The sequence below is a fragment of the Alteromonas sp. BZK5 genome (assembly GCF_014349115.1).
GTDB lineage: Bacteria > Pseudomonadota > Gammaproteobacteria > Enterobacterales > Alteromonadaceae > Alteromonas > Alteromonas macleodii.
Genome location: NZ_JACSOE010000144.1, coordinates 1 through 5,299 on the forward strand (window position 1 = coordinate 1; position 5,299 = coordinate 5,299).

Below are 5,299 nucleotides of genomic sequence, written 5' to 3' on the forward strand. Positions count from 1 at the left end.
CTGGCGTCAGGCGATGAGTCGTTTTATTATCGAGTTCGAGGAACGACTCGAAAAGCACATTAACTAATGGCAGTTACACAGAATCTGTTACAGGCTCCCGTGTTGTTGTGAAGCGCATTGCCGATGGCGTGCGCTTCATTCAACGTTCGTTTGCTAAACAACCTCTTAGTCAACACACAAGGTATGCTCCACAACGCCGTTAGACACATAGGCTCTACAGCCGAATAAGTCCGTACTTTCTAAACACACGCCGCGCGCCTTTTCTCCCGCTTCCATATTATTGTTTTCCGTAACACAAGCCACTTCGCACTCGCTGCTGTCATTACACGCATTACCGGCATCGTTTGCTGGGAGCGCACAAGCATGCGCCTGCTGTCGGCCTACTTTCTTCCAGTTACCACCGTGTTTATCGCACACTTTTTCGGACTCAATGGAATAGGCCTGCTGTACCAAAGGCAATGAGGTATCAACAACTTGCTCTAATCTTTCGACGTCTTCAACACTCGCGATTGGCTCATCAATAGGTTCTGGGGGCTGAGCGCCACAAGCAGACAACGCTGCACACACGCCTGCTATTAACCAGATCCTAAAACGCTTCTGTGCTCTACTGCTTGCTTGTTTCATTTTTTCTCTCAATTTATTTTACTTTTTAAACCACTACTATTTAAAAGCCAAACTATTTAAGCCCCACATTACTTAAGAACTAATTTATTTAAGACCGCTGCTACTTATGACAACCGCTATTAGATAAGTTCTTATTTTGTCGATAAATCCTTATTTGCTTATTGCGCTATGCCTAATAAATTATCAAACCTATGAAATTTTAGTGCTACCTCGACGGGTCTCTACATACACTTCGCAAAACTAGCAGTATTTACGGACGCTTTATGACACTAAACCAAACCGAAAACATGGTCACCGCATTGCTCACTTTTAGCTTCGCAGTTCTTGGCCTAACGTTTTTATTGGGTGCAAACCCCAATGCACTTATCGCTACATTTAAATTCTACTCGTTAGACACTATGTTGAGCGAGAGTGCCCTTGGTGCTTTTTCTGGTATCGCGTTGCTGTTGCTACCGTTAATGACCATTGCAGCACGTTTTAACCTTGTTTCAGCAAAAGCAGTAACACTATATGCCGCTTTTGTAACTGCCATTCCATTGCTGACGTTATTATCACCAACAAGATGGATGGCCGATTTAGGGGGCTTCCCGATTATTGGCAGCGGTCAAGGCATCATCAAGTACTTCGCAGTATTACCGCTTTTCCTATTCTTGTTTTATCGCGAAAAATTTTCGCACAAGCAACTGACATACCTCAACTTTGCTCCTGTAGCCATGGTCTTATTATGGATAGGAGGCATGAAGTTTTTCGAGTTTGAAGCTAATGCGATTGTGGGGCTAGTTGAAACGTCACCGTTTATGTCGTGGCTATATGCAGTGTTTAGCGTACAGGGGGCATCGAATGTAATTGGTGGGTTTGATGTCCTCTTTGCATTGCTATTGGGTGCGGGCATCTTTTCTAAGAACAAGCCGGTGATCATTGCGAGCGGACTGGCTTGTTTATCGGTTTTTCTGATGACACAAACGTTTTTGTTTACTGTGCCGGATACCTTTAACAGCACGACTATCGTCAACCGCCTAGGTCAGTTCGTTATTAAAGACCTTTGGTTTGTCGCTAATCTTGCTGTGGTGGCTTACTTTACGCTGTTCGAGGCAGTTTCACGAGAACGCGAAGAAGCGCAGTTGGGCCAATCGCCACAGTAAGGCTTTACGGCAAAGTCAGGTTAAAGATGTTGTAGTAATTAACAACTACCTCACTTATCGTTTATTCGAAAATGGTCACTTGGTTGCGGCCATTTTCTTTTGCAGTGTAAAGTGCTTGGTCGGCATGGGTTAACATTCTGTCGTGATCTCTCGCGCCATCGGCACTTGCTACACCAATACTGATTGTGACTTTCAGCGTTTGCGCTATAAAACTGAAATCATGTGCTGCCACGATTTTTCGAACATGATCCATAGCTACCCTTGCATTTACCAAGTCATATTCGGGTAACAACACAGTAAACTCTTCGCCGCCCCACCTTGCACATTTAGCATAATGCGGAACTTCGCGATTTAATATACGGGCCACCTCAGTAATGACTTTATCCCCTACTAAGTGAGAGTACTGATCATTTACCTGTTTAAAATGGTCGATATCGATAACGGCAAGACATAGAGGAGATTGTTTCGCTTTAGCCTCTTCAAAATATTGTACAAGCCAGCGGTCGAATGCTCGTCTATTTGCAATACCGGTTAGATCATCATGAGTTGCTTGGAACTCGAACCGCTTGGTTTGTAATTCTAATGATCTGGTTTGTTCATCGACCCTTTGTTTTAAAATCATTTCTGATTTTTTCAAGTGATGAAAACGTACTTTATAAAGTGCATAGATAACAAAACAGAAGAAAAGAAAAACCGAGAATTTAAAAGCAAATGTCTGATAAATGCTAGGGAGCACGCGAATAGAAAATGGTGACGTAATCTCTTGCCAGGTGCCTCCAATGTAACGAGCACGTACTTTAAACTGATAACGACCAGGTGCTAAATTAGTGTATTCAGTCATTCTAAATTGATGACGGTTAACCCAATCTTGGTCATATCCTACTAACATAGCCTGATACTCTATACGCGAAGGCATAGCGAAACCCAACCCTGCATACTGAAACGCAACTCGCGTGGTTAACGGCGTTACGTCTACTTCCCTTTTATCCGTATCAAATTGCTGGTCAGCACCGTCCAGTAGTACCGCCTCTATACTTACCGGAATAGGGAATTCACTCAACATGGCAAGGTTTGCAGGCGTCACTGTAGCGAGCCCTTTCGCAGTAGGAAGCCAAACATTTCCGTCTACATCGACAATCTGAGATGGCTGTGATCCACCATTGATTTGAATACTCGCCAGGCCATTTTCTTCCTTAAAATGTTCAAATTCCAATAATGCACTTGGATATGTCAGACACTCCTTAAGACTTGATAGTGAAGTGAGAATGACCCCTTGGTTTGAACTTAGCCATACACCGCTGTTGTGATCTATACCGATTGAAAACAGTTTATCTACGGGAAGCCCCTGCGACTTTTCGATTACACTAAGTGCCTGAGTAGCATTGTCAAAATACGCAAGTCCTCGATCGGTTGTAATCCAAGTTCCCTTTTCAACAACGCTAAAACTGAACGCGTGCTGCGCATCTGAATGTTCAGGAAACGAAACTACGTGCACAATACCCTGTTGGATATAGGCGAGCCCTATCCCTGTAGCAATCCAGATTCGTCCTTCACGATCTTCTGCCAAGCCCATCGAAAAATGGGCAGGTAGCCCATTTTGTTCATTGAAATGGCTTAGCTTTCCATCTGGCGTTTGTTGAACTACACCTTGCGCCGTGGCATACCAAACACTGTTATCACTCGCTAAAAGAATGGCCCTTACTTCATTACTCGGTAACCCTAAATGTCTATTGAGGTAAGGAGTAAGTTGGTCGTTTTCATATCGCAGCACACCTTTTGTGTAGGTGCCGACTAACGTTACCTCTTCAGTTACCGCTGCCAAACTGAGTACAGAGAAAGCTTCACCTGTAGTGAGCGATGCGCTGGAAAACGCATCATTGGAAAATATATCTAATCCAGCACTTCCACCTGATAAAAGTTTGCCATCAGACGTTTGCAAAACAGTTCGCAAAAAGTCTCCACTCATTCCTTGGCTTTGCGAGAATGTGGTAAATAGCGCACGACGCAGCCTAAACAAACCACCATTAGTGCCAATCCAGATATTTTTTTCCAAATCTTCAAGCAGTGAAAAAACGCGGTTATTGGGAAGACCTGTTGTCGCATCCAGTTTTTCTAGACCTAAGTCACTTAGACGATAAAGGCCATGATTGATGGTGCCTACCCAAATGCTATTTTGATGATCAAGCAAAATACTACTAATTGATTTGTCGGCAAGTGAGCTGTGAAGTAGCGCAAAGGTACCGTTTTTTTGCTGCCAAACACCGTGTTCTGTGCCAACTAAAACACGTTTTTTGCTATCAAGAGCGAGAGTAAATGATGGACCAGAGAGTATGTTGTGGTCGGGTACAGCTAGCTGAAATTTATCGTTTATGTATTTGAACAAGCCTTGATTTGTTGCAAACCAGATTACGCCAAATCCGTCTTCGATTATGCGGTAAGCACTCGAATTTACAATGTATTCTTTTTGCGTGCCGTCAGGCGTTCTCATTGCAATCCCCGTGTCTTCCAGCGCAAACCACAACACGTTATTACTGTCTCTGAATGCATGATTAACCATTGAAGACAGGGGCGCTTGAGCATGCCACTGCTCTGCGATAAGCGACGTTACACCGCCTCGGTTTCCTGCCACAAGTAGCTCGTCGCGGGGCTTGTTGTAATACAAGCTTCGAATGCCGGAGTCTGGTAATCCTGTTTGCGCGCCGCGGGTAAATACAGTGAACTGCTGACCATTAAACCGAGCTACACCTTCCCAGGTACCCGCCCATAGATACCCATTGGACGTTTGTGCTAATGCGTGAATACTATTGTGAGGAAGCCCGTCTTTCGTTCCCCACGATTGAGGGAAATACCGGTTGAGCGGCATGAGCTGAGAAGACTCTACCGAAAAGCCATCTATGGGTATCACCCACATAAAACACATCACAAAAGTGCGAGACACAAACTTCAATGGCTTCTCGGTACGTTATTAGATAGACAGTGTAATAATACATCTATCTATTAACTAACACAAAAATTGTGGCTTTTAGTTATCTTCGGTCAACGACAAGCTAATCCAAACTAACCTGTGATCTGAGCTGGCTTCGCGGTCTTTAACTAATCGATATAGGTCACTGGTTTTTGCAGGCCAGAAAACGCCAGCATCGTTCACATCGAAGCCAAATCGAGATGGCAAAACATAGTCAGCTCTAGCTCCCCAATAGGCAGTAAAGCGGTTACTAAACTCTGCACCTGACGCGCCTGCACCACCTGCGCTTGTTGGAATGATGTCGTTATTAACTAACGGGTGCTCGGTCAACTGTTCAATCACACCCTCGCGATGTTTATCTCCAATATCCGCCGCGTTAAAATCACCAACAAGTACAAAACGCGCGTTCTCTGACAGGCTGACTTTCTCGCCATTATCATCGTAAATGTAGGCCCCTTTATTCGGAGAAAGATAATCTGCCATAAGCCTAATTTCGTCAAAGTTGCGCTTGCCGTTGCGATCCTCGCTTCCATCGAAATTAGGTGGTGTTGGATGCATAGCAAGTATG

At 44.3% G+C, this 5,299-nt stretch carries 4 protein-coding genes; 1 reads left to right on the forward strand and 3 read right to left on the reverse strand.

The window, feature by feature from the left end; translation table 11 throughout:
• Positions 1-165 precede the first annotated feature (165 nt).
• The gene (locus BIZ39_RS20160; RefSeq protein ID WP_187447874.1) at positions 166-624 is read right to left on the reverse strand and encodes a hypothetical protein; all 459 of its coding nucleotides are present in this window, start codon (positions 622-624) and stop codon (positions 166-168) included.
• 263 nt (positions 625-887) lie between these two features.
• Here BIZ39_RS20160 and BIZ39_RS20165 point away from each other — a divergent pair, with 263 nt between their 5' ends.
• The gene (locus tag BIZ39_RS20165) at positions 888-1,766 is read left to right on the forward strand and encodes a DUF417 family protein (RefSeq protein ID WP_187447875.1); all 879 of its coding nucleotides are present in this window, start codon (positions 888-890) and stop codon (positions 1,764-1,766) included.
• A gap of 61 nt (positions 1,767-1,827) precedes the next feature.
• On the opposite strand, the gene BIZ39_RS20170 is transcribed toward BIZ39_RS20165, so the two are convergent.
• Both BIZ39_RS20170 and BIZ39_RS20175 read right to left on the reverse strand, forming a co-directional pair.
• A complete protein-coding gene (locus BIZ39_RS20170) occupies positions 1,828-4,686 on the reverse strand; it encodes a diguanylate cyclase (RefSeq protein WP_222936721.1) in 2,859 nt (952 codons plus the stop codon).
• A gap of 102 nt (positions 4,687-4,788) precedes the next feature.
• Positions 4,789-5,299 (reverse strand): endonuclease/exonuclease/phosphatase family protein (locus tag BIZ39_RS20175; RefSeq protein ID WP_187447876.1); only part of this gene is annotated, 511 nt, incomplete at its 5' end.